This is a genomic window from Bacillus lumedeiriae, assembly GCF_044891285.1.
Lineage (GTDB): Bacteria > Bacillota > Bacilli > Bacillales > Domibacillaceae > Pseudobacillus > Pseudobacillus lumedeiriae.
The window spans coordinates 78867-96514 of sequence record NZ_JAUIYO010000009.1; the positions used below are offsets into that span (position 1 = coordinate 78867).

Annotated in this window: 14 protein-coding genes and 1 rRNA gene; 7 read left to right on the forward strand and 8 right to left on the reverse strand. The window is 41.1% G+C overall.

Annotation, left to right across the window (positions count from 1 at the left end; genetic code table 11):
• Window positions 1-259 precede the first annotated feature (259 nt).
• Window positions 260-922 (forward strand): hypothetical protein, encoded by a 663-nt coding sequence (locus QYG89_RS12055; RefSeq protein ID WP_404317643.1) that lies wholly within the window; start codon window positions 260-262, stop codon window positions 920-922.
• Between the two features lie 23 nt (window positions 923-945).
• Complete coding sequence (locus QYG89_RS12060; RefSeq protein ID WP_404317645.1) at window positions 946-2187, forward strand: efflux RND transporter periplasmic adaptor subunit; 1242 nt, start codon at window positions 946-948, stop codon at window positions 2185-2187.
• Between the two features lie 236 nt (window positions 2188-2423).
• On the opposite strand, the gene QYG89_RS12065 is transcribed toward QYG89_RS12060, so the two are convergent.
• The 3 genes from QYG89_RS12065 to serC form a co-directional block, all read right to left on the reverse strand.
• Entirely contained in the window at window positions 2424-5900 is a 3477-nt protein-coding gene (locus tag QYG89_RS12065) for a S8 family serine peptidase (RefSeq protein ID WP_404317647.1), read from the reverse strand.
• A 477-nt stretch (window positions 5901-6377) separates the two neighbouring features.
• The gene (locus QYG89_RS12070; protein ID WP_404317648.1) at window positions 6378-7580 is read right to left on the reverse strand and encodes a phosphoglycerate dehydrogenase; all 1203 of its coding nucleotides are present in this window, start codon (window positions 7578-7580) and stop codon (window positions 6378-6380) included.
• Window positions 7573-8655: a 3-phosphoserine/phosphohydroxythreonine transaminase gene (serC, locus tag QYG89_RS12075; RefSeq protein ID WP_404317650.1), complete on the reverse strand. Its 1083-nt coding sequence runs from the start codon at window positions 8653-8655 to the stop codon at window positions 7573-7575. The genes QYG89_RS12070 and serC overlap by 8 nt, the downstream gene beginning before the upstream one ends.
• 423 nt (window positions 8656-9078) lie before the next feature.
• On the opposite strand from serC, the gene uraA reads away from it, so the two are divergent.
• Complete coding sequence (uraA, locus tag QYG89_RS12080; RefSeq protein WP_404317652.1) at window positions 9079-10350, forward strand: uracil permease; 1272 nt, start codon at window positions 9079-9081, stop codon at window positions 10348-10350.
• A 55-nt stretch (window positions 10351-10405) separates the two neighbouring features.
• Here uraA and QYG89_RS12085 read toward each other — a convergent pair whose 3' ends face one another.
• The gene (locus tag QYG89_RS12085; RefSeq protein WP_404317654.1) at window positions 10406-11266 is read right to left on the reverse strand and encodes a CvfB family protein; all 861 of its coding nucleotides are present in this window, start codon (window positions 11264-11266) and stop codon (window positions 10406-10408) included.
• 160 nt (window positions 11267-11426) lie between these two features.
• Complete coding sequence (locus tag QYG89_RS12090) at window positions 11427-12215, reverse strand: hypothetical protein (protein WP_404317656.1); 789 nt, start codon at window positions 12213-12215, stop codon at window positions 11427-11429.
• A 110-nt stretch (window positions 12216-12325) separates the two neighbouring features.
• Here QYG89_RS12090 and QYG89_RS12095 point away from each other — a divergent pair, with 110 nt between their 5' ends.
• Window positions 12326-12457 carry a hypothetical protein gene (locus QYG89_RS12095; RefSeq protein WP_404317657.1) on the forward strand — a complete coding sequence of 44 codons (132 nt, stop codon included), beginning with the start codon at window positions 12326-12328 and terminating at the stop codon, window positions 12455-12457.
• Between the two features lie 6 nt (window positions 12458-12463).
• Here the strand turns inward: QYG89_RS12095 and QYG89_RS12100 are convergent, their stop codons facing one another.
• A complete protein-coding gene (locus QYG89_RS12100; RefSeq protein WP_404317659.1) occupies window positions 12464-14290 on the reverse strand; it encodes a S8 family serine peptidase in 1827 nt (608 codons plus the stop codon).
• A gap of 470 nt (window positions 14291-14760) precedes the next feature.
• On the opposite strand from QYG89_RS12100, the gene QYG89_RS12105 reads away from it, so the two are divergent.
• Together QYG89_RS12105 and QYG89_RS12110 are read left to right on the forward strand one after the other, a co-directional pair.
• Window positions 14761-14919: a hypothetical protein gene (locus tag QYG89_RS12105; RefSeq protein ID WP_404317662.1), complete on the forward strand. Its 159-nt coding sequence runs from the start codon at window positions 14761-14763 to the stop codon at window positions 14917-14919.
• Window positions 14920-15134: 215 nt separating this feature from the next.
• Complete coding sequence (locus tag QYG89_RS12110) at window positions 15135-15413, forward strand: late competence development ComFB family protein (protein WP_404317664.1); 279 nt, start codon at window positions 15135-15137, stop codon at window positions 15411-15413.
• A gap of 140 nt (window positions 15414-15553) precedes the next feature.
• On the opposite strand, the gene QYG89_RS12115 is transcribed toward QYG89_RS12110, so the two are convergent.
• Window positions 15554-16924: an aspartate kinase gene (locus QYG89_RS12115; protein WP_404317665.1), complete on the reverse strand. Its 1371-nt coding sequence runs from the start codon at window positions 16922-16924 to the stop codon at window positions 15554-15556.
• Between the two features lie 263 nt (window positions 16925-17187).
• On the opposite strand from QYG89_RS12115, the gene QYG89_RS12120 reads away from it, so the two are divergent.
• The gene (locus QYG89_RS12120) at window positions 17188-17316 is read left to right on the forward strand and encodes a hypothetical protein (RefSeq protein WP_404317667.1); all 129 of its coding nucleotides are present in this window, start codon (window positions 17188-17190) and stop codon (window positions 17314-17316) included.
• A 205-nt stretch (window positions 17317-17521) separates the two neighbouring features.
• On the opposite strand, the gene rrf is transcribed toward QYG89_RS12120, so the two are convergent.
• Window positions 17522-17637: ribosomal RNA gene (gene rrf, locus QYG89_RS12125) — 5S ribosomal RNA — on the reverse strand.
• Window positions 17638-17648: the final 11 nt, after the last annotated feature.

Below are 17648 nucleotides of genomic sequence, written 5' to 3' on the forward strand. Positions count from 1 at the left end.
GATTACTAACATTCGACATCTCTCTTTACAAAATAAGAATATTGTCGTTATTCTCTTAGAGAAAACAAACTCAATTCTGCTCGTTGTTCTCAGTACTTTTGCTTATTTGTTATTCATTCTCCATTTTTATCGGTACTTATTGAAGATAAAAAGATACTCACTTTTTATCAAACTCTGTTAGATTATCATGGTACGAAAAGAGGGAGTTGTATATAATAAAAAAGATGTCAATTCACATTATCTTATTGGAGGATTTTAGATGATTTATCGTGTGCAGCTAATTAAGGGGCTGTTTCGCTCAAAGGATTCTTTCTATCGGCTGGACCATGCAGAAGAAATCAGAGGCTTGTGGACTCGCATTTCTTTATTAATTATCATCAGCACAGCCTTATACTTTTTAAGCGGTTTGTTAGGAATTCAATCCGAATCGGTTTCCATCCACTTAGCAGATAGCAGCACCGCGGAAATCCAAGGACAAAAAATACTATTCGCCGTCGGAAGCGCGATCTGGGGTCTTTTCTATCCATTGTTCATCTTGTTTCTATCGGCGCTTTTATTTTGGACTTTTTTAGAAGTAGACTTTCGCAAGTTGCTCGTTCTGCAATCACTCGTTTACGTTATTTACTTAATTGAATTTTGCTTGTCTATTTTTTTAAATGTAACATTGGCAATTCCGAGAGACTCTTCTCCTTTTTCACTCGGCGTTCTTGCCCAATATGTAACAGACAATGAATTAGTGACAAGTCTCTTTAGCTTTATGACCCTGTTTCAAGTTTGGGCCATTCTCCTGCAATATACATTTTTAAAACAAAACTCAGAAAAAAAGACGCGTTTTGTCCTTGTATTAATTCTAACTATTACTATTGTCTACTGGTTATTTTCTACCTTATTTACATCGATCCACGTTGATCGCTTATTTTAATAGAAAGGAGGCAGCTCCAATAAATGAAGCGAGTAAAGAAAAAAGTCTGGCTGACAGCAAGTGCGCTGTTCGTTGCCAGCAACCTTTATTTAACTTTCAAAGACGACAGCAAAGCAGATCGCACCCAATGGCTGACAAAATGGACGCAATCAGCGAATGACGATGTCGTTGAAACATTCCAAACGACTGGAGTGGTCATTCCGGCAGATGAATATCCCATTTATTTCGATAAAGATCAAGGAACATTTCTAAAGTTTCTTGTAGAAAAAGGGCAAAATGTAGGCGTGGGTACACCGCTATTTGAATATTCATCCGCCCGCCTCGAAAGAGAAATAGAGAAATTGGAAGCAGAAAAAACACAAACAGAAAAACAAATAAGGCTCATCGACAGGCAAATATCTAAATTAAACAATATTTTATCAAAGATTGAAAAAGAAGAAAAAGCGGAAATTGATAACGAAGACAACCCAAAAGTCACGAACAGCGCAGCAAAAGTCACAGTAGAAAATGAAATCATTCATCAAGAAACAGAAAAGCAAAAACTTGAAGAAGAAGTCGCTAAATACGATACATTGATTGCTAAAACTGAATCTGAAAAAAGCAGCCTAATCGTCAAAAGCGACAAATCAGGAATTGTAAAAGAACTCAATTCCGAACTGAATAATCCAATCATGACGATCCGTTCATCGGAAGTCGCTATGCAAGGTGTCTTTAATGAACAACAGCTAAACAAGGTAAAAGAAGGTTTAACGATTCATGCTTCCGTTGACCCGCTGCCCGTCACATTCCATGGAGAAATTTCAAGCATCGAAAAGTTTCCGGAACAAGAACCGTCAGTAAAAAGGCAAAGCCTCTATCCATTCGTTGCTCAACTTGATAAAAACAACGTGGAAGATGCAGCTGATCAGCTCCTGCCGGGAATGAAAGCAAATGTAACAGTTGTTACAAATGAGGCCGTACAAGCTGTCACGGTCCCTGCTTCTACTTTAATCAAGTCCGGGAAAAAATCGTATGTCTTCGTTTTAAATAGCAAAGGAAAAATCGAAAAAAGAGCAGTCAAAAAAGGCCTGATCGTTGACGGCCTCCAAGAAATCAAAAGCGGCTTAAAAGCCGGAGAAAAAATTGTGGCTGATCCAACGAAACTCATGATTCAGAAAGGTGAGTTCATCACTCCAGCGGATTATGATTCTCTGAACAAAAAACAGCTGCAGCAATTAACGAAGAAAGAACGAGTAAAGTTCCTTTTAATGGGGATCTTATCCTAACGAAGGGGGTGCCCCCAAAAGCATAACTTTTAGGGGCATCTTCTTTTTTATATGGTTCTTTACACTTGTCCATCATTTCCATTCCAGGCGCGCAGAAGTCTGCGCGCTTTTCACTACAATCAACTCAGCTGCAACATCAACAATGGTCATTAACATAACCTATTATCAAGCAACGTTCGTGAGATACACCTCATAATCAGTCATGTCTACAACCTGAAACACTGTCTTTCTCTTCCTTATTTCACTATTAACTTATAAGGCTCCGCAGAAGCACGCCCCTCTGTTTCACTAATTTCGATGAAGTATTTCCCTTTTTTCAAATGAATGAGAGCGAGTTCCTCGTCACCACTGCCATAAAGATCAAAGCTTTGGACGAGCGTACCCTTCGCATTATAAATCTCTATTTTGCCGTCCAGTCCCTTCTCCATTTCAAGTGTCAGTGTAAATTGCTTATCCTTCGTTACGTTAAAAGCAAAGTGATCCACATCTCCGAAAGGAACACCCGCGTTCATATAACCCCGCACACCGATATGTCCATCTATTTTTTTCAACTGGAGCGGTTTTTGCGGTACGTGATTTACCACTTTGCCATCACCATCTGTTAATGCATCTTTCATGTCAGCTAGTTTGACCTCATACGGCTGAAGGCTCGGCTTTAATGAAAGAAATGGGCTGACGGCAAGAAAATAACCAGTCTCTTCTTTCGCCATAAATGAAAGGTTTACTTTCGTTTCAAATGACAGTTGGAGCAAGTTCGGTCCAAATGGAATCGCCTTCGACCGTTCATCCTCATCTAACACTTTATCACCATTCGTGTCTTCAATAAGCGCACCCGTGAAAATAGCCGGCTGGCGAAGGTCGTACGGAACAGCTGATTTCTCCGCTGCCGTTAATTTTCCTTGGTTCATGTTTAAACGATACACGGTCGGTTTGCCACTGTTTTTAAAATAGTAGAAATCTGTCTCTCCAGGGTAGATGAAGTACCCTTTATGGGCAGTTCCCAGCTTCAGATTCTGTGCTTTTTCAGGATCTCCTGTATCTTGTCCAGCTTCCGGCGGTGTATTAGCTATTTTCTTCGAATGAATCGTGTATGGATCAGCCGAAACATTATACAGTTCATTCGTTAAACGAAGAACGTACGTTTCTCCTTTTTTCAATGCTGCTGTCATATGATTGTTAGGCGTGAAGCCGAGCAGAATCATAAGGAGGCTGAGTATGTCCTCTCCTTCACCTGAGATCGGAGTCAATTCTCCTGTTTCTTTATCATATTGTGAAATAACAGCGACAGGAAGCTGACTCCAACCTTTCTTAATATGAAAATCGTATATGCCATTTTCGGTTGGGGTGAAAGAATAGTAGTCTTCATCCCCTTCTATTTGAAAATAACCGGCGGCTTCTTTTCCGAGTGTATAAGGAATAGCTTTAGATAAAATTTCTTTTGTTTTTGTATCTTCTATCTCTTCCATCGGTTCTTCATCAAATCCATCGTCCACTGCTTCATCCGCTTTTACTTCTGCATATTCCGCCAATACGATCTCGCCATTCTCAAGTGCTGCTTCTAAATCTTCTTTAAACGGAAGTCCATCTTCATCTTCCGGCAGCTTTTTTTCTTCTATGTTCAACTCATATGGATAAGCGGATGCTGTGTAACCATCCACTTCAAATGCCCCTGGATTCATCATGAGTAAATCAAGAAGCGAACCGATGCTGTCCATTCCCCCAAATGTTTCGTTCGTTACTGTGATTTGGTACTTCACACCAGGCACTGCTTTGAAAGAGAGCATTTCCCCCCGGCTGATTCCCTGATCATCTGCTTTAGCAATCTCTTCTTCCTTAGTCCCTTCCTCATCTAGTAAAATAGATAATTTCAATGCCGAATTCACACCAGGTAAAGCAGATAAGGACACAGAAAGTACTTTCGGCTCATCAACAGCAATAGTGTAATGGTCGTAATCAGCTGCTCCCTCTTCCTCTGGAAATAATGTAAAGTCTCCTTTCGTATAAGGAAGCGACGTCACTTCTATCGGCTTTTCCGTTGTGTCCGGATCTGCTTTCAGCTTACCGAATTTTTCTCCTATAAACGTATAATTCGATAGGCCCGACACATTATAATTGCCGTTCACGTCTTTAATTCCGATAAAAAGCGTTCCCTTTTCTTCAGCGGTAAACAAGTAACCTTCTTTTTCTCCGGCACGTCCTTTATTATGTTCTGTTAACACCCCTTCTTCTGCTTCCGCTCCTTCAGGGATAAAATAAAAGTCTAAGCCATAATCATAATCACTGCTTGCTTCTAAAGCCGCTTGCACATGTTCCTGTTCGCTTAAAGAGACTTTATACCAGTGTGTTTCATCCGGGGTCTTTAACTGCCCGTTGAACGTATTTTTCCCTGCTTTCAGCTGCTTAGCTGACGGCATGGTGAATATAGGCCGTTTCGGCAGCTTTTTCACATCGTATGAAAGAGCGCCGAGCGGATTAATAAGGCCGTTGGCATAAGTCGTATCATAGCCTTTTGCTCCAAGATCGGTCGCTGTTTTTTCTAAAATAATTTCAATATCGTATGACGTGAATTCCGGATGTTTTGATTTTAATAAGGAAGCAGCGGCTGAGACCATCGGGGCAGCCATCGATGTTCCTGTTAACGTTGTAAAGCTTGATCCTTTGCCGCTTTCATAGGATGTACTGTAAATATCTTCCCCTGGAGCAACCACATCGACAGAAGGACCGAAGTTCGAGCTGTCAGACAGTTTGCAGCTGCCGTCAATGTTACCGACACTGATGACCCCCGGATACGCAGCTGGATAAGCGTACATATCTGTTGCCTCATTTCCTGCTGCAGCAACGACAACGGCTCCGCTGTCAATCGCTTCCCTGACCGCGTCTTCAACGAGCGGTGAAGACGCAAAGCCGCCTAAACTAAGATTGATAACGTCCGCGCCTTTAGACACCGCATATAAAATCCCTTCAGCAATCGTGAAATCATTTGCTGACACCTTGCCATTGAACACGTCTATCGGGAGAATCTTCGCGTTCGGATTCACTCCATGGCCGCCAATGCCGTTATTCGCTTTTGCAGCAATAATGCCTGCGACGTGAGTGCCGTGCAAATCACGCACTGGATTTTTGGCTGGATCCGCCGCATTATATGGCGCAAGCAGCTGTCCTTGCAAATCTGGATGCCGATAATCGACACCGCCGTCAACGACTGCTACCGTCACTTGATGTTTACCAGCTAGTTTTAATGCCTTATCTGTATTCAGCATCGGCAAATGATGCATTTTCGCCTTTTTGGGATCTCCCTGGACAGAGGCGAACTGCTTGTACTTTACACTCGGAGTAATAGAGGAAATCCCATTTTGCTGACGATACACTTTTAGCACATCACTGACTTTTTTAGACTTCGGTATGAGAACGATATCATAGCCGAGTTTCGGGAGCGAGCGGACAAGAGTCGTTCCGGCTTTCTTGTGAACGCTTTTCCCTAATGGTTTCGTATATTTAATGACAAGGGTAGTCGTATCAACGAGCTCATTGATTTCTTTCATCGCTTTATACGTTTCTTGTCTTTTTTCTTTCGCTGCAGCTGTCACAGGCACCCCTTGTGCTGCTTGTTTGAAAATTTTCACCTCTTCATTATGTACGGCGGCACCCGTTGCTGTCGGAAAAATCATGACAGCAGAAAGAGCAATAGCTAAAGCCTTTCTCCAACTTCCCATGTTCTGTAATCCCCCTGCAAATGTTATTTACTCGTCTATCATAACGCATAAAGAGGAAAAGTAGCTTCATAATTTTGTGCTTTTTTAGAATTTAAGTTTATTTTTTCCAAAAGGGTAAGACACAAAAAAGAGGATGGCCCAACAAGTCGTTAAGAACGACTTGTTAGGGTCCGCCTTTTTCTTTATATTACATTTTAGTTACAAATTGGATAATTATAGTGAACATGAGAGAGGTTCCTCTTCTTACTTTAAACTACTGTTTTCCATCGAGTTGATTGTAGCGGAAGGCGCGCAGACTTCTGCGGGGAAAGCGAACAGGTGAGACCCCGCAGGAGCTTTAGCGACGAGGAGGCTCACCGTTTGCCCCGCGGAAAGCGAAGCGCCTGGAACGGAAATCAACGGACACGTTTAAAATCTCATACAAAAAAGGATGTCCTCAAAAGTTATACTTTTGGGACATCCTTCTCATTTCCTCAATTAGATCACACGCGTCATAACAACGCCTGCAATCTGGCTGATCTTCTCTTCTAATCCTGGGACTACATCACCATTTACTTGATTGTCGATATCAATCATTGTATAGGCGTAGTCGCCTCTGCTTCTGTTCACCATATCGGCGATGTTTAAGCTATATTCAGACAATACAGAGGTAATTTGTCCAACCATGTTCGGAACGTTTTGATGATACACTGTCACACGAGTTTTTCCTGTGTAAGGAAGAGAAACATTTGGCATGTTCACAGAGTTTTTGATGTTCCCTGTTTCTAAATAATCTTTTACTTGACGAGATGCCATAATCGCACAGTTTTCTTCTGATTCTTTCGTAGAAGCACCAAGATGCGGAATAGCGATCGCATTTTTCATTTTAAAAATATTTTCATTCGGGAAGTCTGTCACATACTTGCCAACTTTTCCGCTTTCTAATGCAACAGCCATGTCTTGTTCGTTGACAAGCTCACCGCGGGAGAAGTTCAAAATGTGGACGCCTTCTTTCATGATATCGAACGTGTTTTCATTGAACATGCCTTCTGTATCTTTCGTTAACGGTACGTGAACAGTAATGTAATCACTTTTCGCGTACAATTCTTCAATTGTCATTGCACGTTGAACCGAACGAGACAAGTTCCAAGCAGTATCAACAGAAATGAACGGGTCAAAACCAATGACGTCCATATCTAAGTCAAGTGCATCGTTAGCTACGAGCGCTCCAACGGCACCAAGACCGATAACCCCCAATGTTTTTCCTTTAATTTCTTTTCCGACAAACTGTTTTTTACCTGCTTCAACAAGCTTAGGAATTTGATCGCCTTGTCCAGCAAGCTCTCTCGTCCAAGTCAAACCGGCAAAGATATTACGAGAAGAAGCCATTAATGAAGTCAATACGAGCTCTTTTACGGCATTGGCATTCGCTCCAGGTGTATTAAATACAACGATGCCACGCTCTGTATAAGCACTGACCGGGATGTTGTTGACACCCGCTCCGGCACGAGCGATCGCTTTTACATTTTTGTCGATTTCCATGTCATGCATATTATAGCTGCGCAAAACGATGCCGTCAGGACTTTGGCTATCGTTATCAACCGTAAAGTTTTCTGTATTAAAAATGTTTAATCCGCACTCAGCAATATTATTTAACGTTTTAATTGTAAACAACTGCTCGTTCTCCCCTTTGTTATGCATGTTTTTCTTCAAATTTTTTCATAAATTGAATAAGGGCTTCTACACCATCAACCGGCATCGCATTGTAAATGCTCGCACGCATGCCTCCAACAGAGCGATGTCCTTTTAACGTTTCAAGTCCTTCTGCTTTTGCTTCTTTTACGAACGCTGCATCCAGCTCATCAGACGGTGTCACGAAAGGAATGTTCATAATGGAGCGGCTGTCTTTTCTCACTGGAGATGTAAACATCGCTGATTTTTCAAGGAAATCATACAGCATATCTGCTTTGCTGCGATTGATTTTCTCCATTTCTTTTAAGCCGCCAAGCTCATGCAGCCATTCAAACACAAGCTTCGCCATATAAATTCCATATGTTGGCGGTGTATTGTATAATGAACCGCTCTCGCTATGTGTCTTATAGTCCAGCATAACTGGGCAGTTCTCTTGTGCATGTCCGATTAAATCTTCTCTAATGATCACAACTGTCAATCCTGCAGGCCCAATATTCTTCTGGGCACCGGCATAAATTAAACCGAATTTTGATACATCGATCTCTTCTGACAAAATATTAGAAGACATATCTGCTACGAGCGGCACACCGCCTGTATCCGGAATGTTTCTAAATGCAGTTCCCTCGATCGTATTGTTCGTTGTAATATGAACGTAATCCGCTTCAGGATCAATCATACTGCTGTCGATTTCAGGGATATAGGTGAAATTTTCATCCTCCGAAGAAGCAATGACGCGAATGTCTCCATACATCTTCGCTTCTTTAATTGCTTTCTTTGACCACGAACCCGTGTTCACGTAATCCGCTTTTTTGCTTTTTGAAAGCAAGTTCATCGGCACCATCGCAAATTGCTGAGATGCTCCGCCTTGAACAAATAGAACTTTATAATTGTCCGGAATGTTCATCAAGTCTCTCAATAGCTGTTCAGCACCGGTAATAATTTCTGTGAATAAACCCGAACGATGGCTCAATTCCATAACAGACATGCCAGAATCCGCATAATTCACTAATTCTTTTTGCGCTTTTTCTAATACTGGCAATGGTAACATCGAAGGTCCTGCTGAAAAATTATATACTCTCTTCACGTGAACTCCCTCATTCGTTTTTAATTTGAAAATCAAAAATCTTCTTTAATAATATTCATGAATTATAAATTATTATGAACTACTTATCAAGGGGACTTTACGCAACTTCTTCCTGTTTTTTTCAATGTTACCGCTTTCATTACTGTTATATAGGGATTGTGATAATTACGAACATTTTTTGTCCATTTCCATTTTTTCGTTCGCCTTTTAAAATTATTTTCCTTATTCCCCCAACATGGTGGCTACACATGTTGATCGCTGTCACCTTTCATATGTATCTAATACTTGAAGCATACTAAGCGAAATCACCCAAAGCAGTTTCTTTTTGCTATCTTTTCTTAATAAATATTTGGTTTTTGTAGAATTTTGACGAATGTTTGCTGTATAATAACTACAATTTGTAGTGAATAAAGGAGATTATCTATGCGTACTTATCAAGTAGATGAGCGGCCGCCGGCTCTGGCATTAATACCGCTTAGCTTACAGCATTTGTTTGCAATGTTCGGATCAACCGTCCTTGTACCAATTTTATTTGGGATAAACCCAGCAACCATTTTATTAATGAATGGCATCGGTACATTAATTTATCTTTTTTTATGTAAAGGACAAGTTCCCGCATATCTCGGATCGAGCTTCGCCTTTATCTCCCCTGTTCTTGTCGTCCTCGCAGATAAAGGTTACGGCGCGGTGCTCGGCGGCTTTATTGCCACCGGGATCGTCTTTATTCTAGTCGCATTAATTATTCGCGTAGCTGGAACAAAGTGGGTAGATGTCGTCTTTCCTCCAGCTGCAATGGGAGCGATTGTCGCAGTGATTGGACTGGAACTTGCGCCAGTTGCTGCCGGGATGGCCGGACTGGTTCCTGCAGCGGGTACAGATCCAAAAACATGGTCGCCCGATGTCAATGTCATTACCGTTTCCTTGCTGACACTCATTATTACCATTATCGGCAATGTGATGTTTCGCGGTTTTTTAAGAATCATCCCTATACTTATCGGGATTGTGGCAGGTTATATTATCGCTGTCTTTTATGGCCTCGTTGACTTTCAGCCGGTAAAAGAAGCGAAATGGTTTGCTCTGCCGGACTTTTATAGCCCAGAGTTTGACTTGGCGAGTATGGCAATTATTTTACCGGCATCTCTTGTCGTGATCGCTGAGCATATTAGCCACCTTGTCGTTACGCAAAACATTGTCGGCCGTGATTTCATGAAAAAACCGGGACTTGGCACTTCTTTATTAGGAAATGGAATCTCAACGGTCCTTTCGGGATTCGTCGGCTCCACACCGAATACGACATATGGTGAAAACATCGGTGTCCTTGCTTTAACGAAGGTGTACTCTACATGGGTGATCGGCGGTGCAGCAATTATGGCCATCTTGTTATCTTTTCTTGGCAAACTGGCTGCTTTAATTTCTACGATCCCGTCAGCCGTGATGGGTGGACTTTCCCTGTTATTGTTCGGAAGCATAGCCGTATCTGGTCTGCGCATGCTTGTTGAATCAAAGGTAGACTATTCTAAAGCGACGAACTTAATTTTAACGACTGTTGTTCTCGTCATCGGTCTTTCTGGAACCACATTGAAATTTGGCGATTTCGAATTGAAAGGAATGGCCCTTGCTACCGTCATTGCGATCCTGCTTAGCATATTCTTCACCATTATTGATAAGCTAAAGCTGTCGAATGATTATGAATAACATTTGTCAATAAAAAAAGCAGGCTGCACGGATCATTTCCGGCAGCCTGCTTTTTTTATTCTTTCACTTGATAAGTCCAGCCTTCTTCTTGGTACACTTTTTTCTCTTTCATTAGTTTGCCGATAGCCCGCTTAAAGGCACCTTTGCTCATGGAAAAGCGCTTTTCAATTTCTTCCGGGAAGCTTTTGTCGCTATACGGCATCGAACCGCCCCTTTGCAGCAAGTAGTCATATACTTTTTCCGCATCATCTTTCTGTGCTTCCTGCTTGCGTGCAAGGAGGGAGACGTTGACTGATCCATCTTCTTTAACATCAATAATACGCCCATCCACCTTTTGACCGAGCCGCGGTTCTACGGTCCGCTGGGAATCGTGAATGAATGCCCGATAGCCTTCTGCAGTAATCATAAATGTACCGGCCTTTGTGGCACGATAGACAATACCAGTAATGTCCTTGTTAAAATCTTTCTTTGATGCTGTCGTAAACTGATCAGCCATGACATCCTCTGTTGCCGGCTTAGCGAACAAGCGGCCTTTACGATCCAGCTTTAATGTGCAATAAAGGCGGTCGCCGGCAATCGGACGGACGGAATACATAAATGGCAAGTCATCTTCTGAAACGAGTATATCTTTCGTAATACCGATAGAAACAAACACACCGAGCTTTTCTTCCACACCGACAACCTCGACCCAGCCATATGTATCCTGTGTGATAAGGGGCATCATCATCGTGGCAGCGAGACGCCCTTGATGATCCTGGAACAAAAATACTTCTACCGGTTCATCAGGATCAAAGCCTTCTTTGATCTCTGAATGATGAAGCAGGACGGTTTCTTCTCCATCCGTTAAAAACCAGCCAAAGGGTGCTTCATTTTTCACGTCAAGTGTCATGATCGTACCAGCTTGTAAATTAGACATGTATGATAAATCCTTCTTTCAATTATATTTATTAACAATTTTCCCGATTCGGCTTTAATTATAACAGGCTTTTCGGATCGTACGCTGCTGTTTCGCTTTTTTCTGCAAAAAAAGACTCAAAAGGTGTAAGGTTTACTTTTGAGCCCTTTCTCTTTCGCTATTAATTGATTTTTTGCAATTCAAATACTCGTTTTGGTGTTTTACTATTATTATCAACTACTAAAATCAGTCCGACATTCGATGCAAAGTAATAATAAAAGTTTTTAGAATCTTTAATCTCAATGACATGTTTAAATGTACCCGCTGGTGTTTTTACTGTTTTATTCACTGTTAATACTCTATGATGAATGCCATATATATCATCTTTCCAGTAGCTTCCTTTTTTTAACGGCAATTTAATATTTAAAAAAATAAAATCTGAATTGGCCGCTCCTAAATGCATCCAGTCTTTGTTTTCTTTATACGCATACCCATTGCTTCCATTTACCTTCCAAACTTCCCATCCGTATGCTGATCCGCTGTATGACCAGTTTTCAATTCCATTTTCTACATCGTAATAGGTATATTTATTTTTGTTATTTAATTTCAATCCATAATACACCGTACGGTATTCTTTATTTAATTCATATTGCACATCTTTCGGAATAGGAGTGAATTTAGCATAGGAATTTTTCTTAATAAACGTTTTTTTATAAAGATGATAGTATCCTTCCGTTACGGCAAACACGCTCGCTGTCTGCCCTTTTTTCAACGTTTTCACTTTCACAATTTTCCCCGCTGACCGCGTGAACAAAGGTGTATCTTTTAAAATGGACACTTTTCCGATCGTTCCCTGCTTAAGTTCTACACCGTCCCACGTAACAGCGGCGTTTGCTTTTGATGCGGGCATTATAACAATTAATGAACAGATAAGCACAACGGCCATCACAAGGCTGGCTAACTTCTTCATCGTCATTCTCCTTTTCTACTAAAATATTCCTTTTATTATAACATGTAAAAGAATCAATTTGTTTAAGACCGTTTAAAAAGGGAAACATACTTCTAAAAGGTGGGATCTATATGGGAAAAAGAAGCAAGCTTTCTTCACTTATTAAAGCAGCGGTTAAATATGGCCCCATTGTTTACCCAATCGTTAGAAACATGTTAAACAAAGGAAAAACAATGAAAAAGACTCACAGCAAAACGCTGTGAGTCTTTTTACGTTAACGTAATGAAAACAGTCTCTTTTGCCTGTTTGTTTTGTAAATCCGTTCCTGTAATTACTAGTTTATATGTGCCTGTAGGCATTTTTTTTAAATTGCCATTCGTGCCGTCCCAAGAAAGAATATGGCTTCTTGCCGGTAGTGCTTTCTTTGTCAATAACGTCTTAACGAGTTTGTCTTGATCATTGTATACAGCAGCGGTAATAAACAAGCTTTTGTTAATGGTAAATTTAACATTTGCCATTTGTTGACCAGCTGGCAGAGACAGGCTGGCTGTCTCTGCTTTCACAGCAGGCGGCATATGATGGCTCACTTTGACCGCTGCTTTTTTACTGAGCGACTGGCGATTATCAGATACTCGGAACACGATGGAATATTGTCCTGCCGGCGCAAATGAACCATTTGCCAGTTTTCCATTCCAATAAGCAATGAAGCCGCCTTTTTGCGGCAATGCCCCGCTAATAAGTGTACGAACATTTTTTCCTCTTGCATCTTCCACATAGACAGTCCCTCTCATGCTTCCTTTGACCGTTAACCCTGCTCTGACGTTGTTGCTGCCAGTCATTTTAAAGTCGTTCGTATTTAGCGAAATCGCCCCCAGCGGCTCTGGTGTCATTGTCAGTGCCCGATAAGCATCCACACGGCCGTTTCCGTAAAAGACATCCCATGATTTTGTGCCTAAATCTGCAGAAGAACTATACAACGTTCTCATTACCTGCTGCGGCGTCAAAAATGGGTTTTTTGATAGAATAAGAGCCGCTGCTCCAGAAACAACCGGCGCTGCCATCGAAGTACCGCTCGCGTAGCCATATGAACTGCCGCCCACTGTCGAGAATATATCTTCTCCTGGAGCGGATATGTTAATGTAACGGCCATAATTAGAGAATCCCGTAATGGTATCTGTAGAATCCGTCGCACTGACAGCAATAACGTTAGAGAAAGCTGCTGGGTAGCATAGCAGACTCGTATCTTCATTTCCTGCAGCTGCTACAAGGATCGAGCCTTTACTAGCAGCGTAATTCACTGCATACTCTTCCACACTGCTATAAGAGTAACCGCCAAAACTTAAGTTCATCACGTCGGCCCCTTCGTCTGCCGCATAAATGATCGCTTCTGCAATATCAAAGCTATTGGCATACTCTCCATCAAAAATATTAATCGGCATAATCTTTACTTCTGGAGCAACACCGGTTACACCGGCACCGTTCATTGCCGCACCGATAACGCCTGCCACATGAGTCCCATGATCATCTGGATACAAGCTTGTCCCGCCCGTAACCACGTTATACGGTTTAACGAGACGATTTTTAAATTCAGGATGCCGTGTATCCACGCCGCCATCAATGACAGCTACTGTCACTTGAGAGCTGCCGCGTGTTCGATCCCATGCCTTTGGTGCATTGATTTTTGAGTGAAACCATTGGCGGTTATAGTAAGAATCACGAGGCTTAACGAGGGACTTCAATCGATAATTCGGCTCTGCCTTTTTTATATCAGCTTCTTCCATTAATCTCGCCGCTATCGTTGGAAGCTGCTGATTGCTTTCAACCGAGACATTTACAAATAATCCGTCCTGAAGAACAGTCTCTTCTGTTAATTGATACTTCGCATAAATGGCTTCCCTCTCTGCTTTCGTCAGCAGACGATTGAACTGAATATTCAACTCACCTTTTTCATGATTTCTTTGAAACATTTTCTCTACCTGCTGCTTCTGCAGCTCAGCAGCCTCTGTGCGGTCTGCTCCTGCCGCCAATCCCGCACACGATGCTAAAACCATCGTTCCAATGACTACTGCGTGTCGGAGCCTTTTTCCCATCCCCATTCTTCTTCCCCCTTTTTTCAAAAATGATTACTTTTATACTTTAAATGACAAAAGTAATCATTATTTCATAAGTGTCTTTTTTCAAGACGCTGCCACAATGAACAAATTATAGTTTTTTTATTAGAATGCGTCTACCTTTTTATGAGTATTTTTTCCCTTTTATTCTTTATTTCTATGACTTTAGCAGGACGAACACATATCTTTATCATTTATTTAAAAACAGCGGTTCTACTGACTAATATGCTATACATCCATTGTAAATGTCTTTACGACAGTTTGCCATACGTTTTCGTTTAATTCCAATGGATTTGTGTTATAATAACAATGAATGTGATTTCATTAGCTTCTACTCGCTTTTTTAAAGCGCGCTGCCTCTTTGTTACATACATCGAAGGAAGAATAATTGGTTCTTCCGGCTATTGTTAAGTAAGTAGGATTAGACGAACTTTTAAGAACGGAGCTGAAGAAAGATGAACGTAAAAAAATTATTAACCTATGGATTGTTTGCAGCTATTATGCTGCCGAAGATCAAAGAAAGACTAGAAACACAACAATTGCGTAAATCTTATCAAAATGCACATCGCGTACGTATGAATCACAACAGCATCTTAGAAAAAATCTCCAGCTAAACAAAAAAATCAGACAAATCGAAACTCGAAAATGCATTCGGCATCTTTCGGGTTTTTTAATACCATCCTTCAACATATATAACTTAATACATGAACATATGATCTTTATTAAGTTTGCACGTTTTTATTCAAATGAGTAAAGTATTCTACCTGTTAAATAACTGTTAATCTTTTCTTTTCAGCGTGTTACAATGGAAAAGAATGGAGGAGTTTAGATGGCGGTACATAACGTAATGGAGGATGTTGTGAAAGGAATTATTGCCGATCAGCTGAATCATTTGCACCTTTCTTGTACATGCGAGCGTTGCCAGGAGGATATTTTAGCTCTTTCATTAAACAAAATACTTCCAAGATACATTGTAAATGACAATCGACGCCCCTTAGTGAAAGCAATGTACATGGTCAACACACAAGATCACGCCAACCTTGTAGCTGTTGTTGCCCAATCGGCAGCAACCGTTTCCGCAAATGCCCGTTGTGGTAACATAGTATAAACGTGCAGCGAATTGCTATTACTTGGCTTTTTTCTTATTAACTAAAGCATTTCTCATCAAAAAATCCGTCCGGAAAGGACGGATTTTCTGATGGAATTCATTCATTTTCTATTTAACCACAACAACAGAAGCCTTTTTATTTATACTCCTAATACAGCAGCTGTACTAAAAAACTCCTCATATAAAGCTTTTAAGACATGATTCGTCTCTTCTTCACGAATACCGAAAACAAGACTGACTTCGGAAGATCCTTGGTTAATCATTTCGATATTAGCGCCAGTTTGTGAAATAGCCGTTGTCGCTCTTGCTGTCAAACCTCTTGTATTATTCATGCCTTCACCGACAAGTACAATCATTGCGAAATGATGTTCAATGTGAACGTCATCGACTTTCAATTCTTCACGACATCTCTTAATGATACGTTCTTCTTTTTCCGGTGACAGCTGATGGCTGCGAACGATGACTGATAGATCATCAATTCCTGATGGTGTATGCTCATAAGAAATTTCTTCATCCTCTAAAATTTGCAATAAACGCCGGCCAAAACCAAGCTCACGGTTCATTAAGTATTTGCTGACGTAAATAGTAGAGAATCCGCCATCGGCTGCAATACCAATAACTGGACTATTTGAATATTCCCGCTCAGCTACGATCATTGTTCCTTCTGCAGATGGATTATTCGTATTTTTTATACAAACTGGTACAGAATGTTGAAATGCCGGCATAAGTGCTTCATCGTGAAAAACAGAGAATCCGGCATAAGACAATTCCCGCATTTCACGATAAGTCATCCGCTTGATTTCGACTGGGCGATCCACAACGTTCGGATTAGCCGCAAATACAGAATCAACGTCCGTAAAGTTTTCATATAGCTCTGCACGAACGGCTGCCGCTAAAATGGACCCAGTAATGTCTGAACCTCCACGGGCAAATGTCATCATCACGCCGTCTTTCGAGTATCCGAAAAATCCTGGAAACACAACGATTCCTTTACGATCACGCAGATTACTTAAGTTCTCATATGCCTCTGGCAAAGCGCGAGCTCGTCCAGGTTCATCACTGACAATCAATCCAGCTTCTTTCGGATTGACATATTCAGCTTCCAAGCCAATGCTAGAAAAATAAGCAGCGATTAATTTCGCGTTATTATCTTCCCCACTCGCTTTTAACTGATCCACAAATAAATCACGGTTCTCTTTATTCTCTGCGATCCGACCGCGTAAATCTTGTTCAATGACTTGAGCAATTGCCCCATCAAGACCAAGTTCAGCAGCTATATCCGCATACCGATCTACGACTGCCTGCAGCTCTTTTTCTGCGCCATTTCCAGAAAGGGAAGCTTCTGCCAGGCTGATTAGTAAATCGGTGACTTTAATATCATCAGCAAAACGTTTACCTGGGGCGGAAACAACAATCACTTTTCTCGCAGCATCTTCTTTAATAATCGCAGCAACCTTTTTGATTTGCTCTGCGCTAGCTACGGATGTCCCCCCAAATTTACATACCTTCATTTCTATTCCACTCCTTAATCATAGTTAGGCTTTCATGATGAAAAAAGTTTTATTTGAAAAATTATATCACTATCTCAATTAAAAAAGAAGAAATAATCTGATATTTTATGAAGTATTCAAAAACGTTGGGATCTTAAACACCTATTTCACGTTTTATTTTGCCATTGAGCCGCTTGTTTATTTCGTTTAATTTGGGGAATGGCTATTATAGTACGTCATGGACCACTGCAAGAAACCCAATAACGAAAAGGAGAGTGGATAAAATGAAAAATAATAAACTCAAAGGCGGCAAAACAGCGATGACTGCCCTTGCTCTTGGAGCAGCCTACCTTCTTCGCAATGAAAAATCGCGTAACAAACTTATGAATCAGTTTAAATCAATGGCAAAATAAAACACTTCATTGAAGGAAGTAAATCTTTTCCCTGCAGCTGGGAAGCTGTTCTGCTATCATGATGAGCAAAAGTTGCTTCCACGTATAAAAATAACCCTATTTTTTCTTCTTCACGTAGAAAAATTAGGGTTTTTCTTTCAAAGCAAACAATTCCGCAGGCAAATTTAACGTTTGGCTTACTGCGGAATCATTTCACATCTAATTGGCCTGGCAGCGTCCTACTCTCACAGGGGGAAGCCCCCAACTACCATCGGCGCTGAAGAGCTTAACTTCCGTGTTCGGTATGGGAACGGGTGTGACCTCTTCGCTATCGCCACCAGACTGTATAAAGT